General features: G+C 68.4%; 1 protein-coding gene. It reads left to right on the top strand.

Annotated elements, in window-relative coordinates:
• The coding region (locus EP237_RS22835) for an AAA family ATPase (RefSeq protein WP_164744819.1) at nt 1–1399 on the top strand (1399 nt) is incomplete at both ends.

The raw sequence follows: 1399 nt of genomic DNA, 5'->3' as shown, positions 1-1399 counted from the left end.
ACGATCTTCTCGACCAGATCGAACAAGCGACTGAATTCGGCCCGGTTCTCCCGCCCTGTCCGCCCGTCGGACCGGCCCCCGCTACGGTCTGGCGCCCGAAGGCGGCGACTCTGCTGGCGGTGGTCCGGCTTGCCGCGAGCTTCGGCAGCGCGACGGCGCTGGCCACCGAACTGGGCATGAACGGCGCGCTCACGCTGCTGGCGACCGGCAGCGCCGCGCTGGATCAGACGGTCCGGAAGGTGCTGGAGCAGATCGTGGCCGAACCGAGCCTCTGGCCCGCGGGTTTGCCCGTCCCGGACCTCCTTTACGCTGTCGACGCGGTGAAGACCGGCAGTCCGGATCGGCACCGCACGCTTGGCGCCTTCTCGGAGAAGATGCGCGACGCGCTCGAGATTGGCACGCCCGTGGTCCTGATCACGCCCGTCGCAGGAACCGCGCCCCGCGCCCTGCGCGACCTGAACCCGAAGGTGGTCGCTCTCAAACCCCTTGATCACGAGCAGCTCTCCGTCCTGCTCGACCTGGCCTATCCCGGTCAGGGAGCTGCCGACGCGCTCGCCACCCTTCCCACGGACGCCCGCGTCTCGCGTCTTGATCCCGATCGGGCAACACTTGCCCTGCGCGCGACGGATACCGAGACCGCGGTGACGGCGATCGCCGAAGCCCTGTGCCCGGCCCCGGTCGAAGGGGCTGGCTGGGCCGCCTTTCCCATGCCTGACACGGTCAGGGCTCCGCTCGAACAGATGATCTTTGACCTCCATGCGTGGCAGGACGGCAGAATTTCCTGGAGCGATGTCGCGCGTGGACCGCTTCTTGTCGGCCCGCCCGGATCGGGAAAGACCCAGGTTGCCCGGCTCATCGGCCAGGAAGCCGGCATCGCTGTCGTCGCGGGATCCGTGGCACAATGGTCGTCCGAGAGCGCGCGCTCGAGCGATATGATCAAGGCGATGCGCAGCGCCTTCGCGACGGCCGCAGAACAGGCACCTGCGCTGCTTTTCCTCGATGAAATCGATGCGTTTGGGGACCGGAACCGGAAGGCCGACCACAACAGCGCGTACACGGATTTCATCGTCACGGCCCTGATCGATCAGCTCGACGGGTACCATGGCCACGAGGGCGTGATCGTGATGGCGGCGACGAACCATCTTGAAAAGCTGGACAGGGCCATCACGCGCGCAGGGCGGTTCGACCGGATCCTCCGCCTGCCGCATCCGGACCACACGCTCCTCCCCCAGGCGCTCCGCTGGCATCTGGGCCCCGACCTCGCAGATACCGATTTGACCGGTGTCGCGCAGGCCGCTCTCGGCATGTCCGGCGCGGATATCGCGGCCGCAGTTCGCGCCGCCCGCGGCCGGGCCCGCCAGGCACAGCGCGCGCTGGAACTCGCCGATTTGACCGACGC

The organism is Nioella ostreopsis, assembly GCF_004000255.1.
GTDB classification, from domain to species: Bacteria; Pseudomonadota; Alphaproteobacteria; order Rhodobacterales; family Rhodobacteraceae; genus Nioella; species Nioella ostreopsis.
Note: the sequence above shows the minus strand (reverse complement) of the source record. Positions and strands in the feature narration are given on the sequence as shown.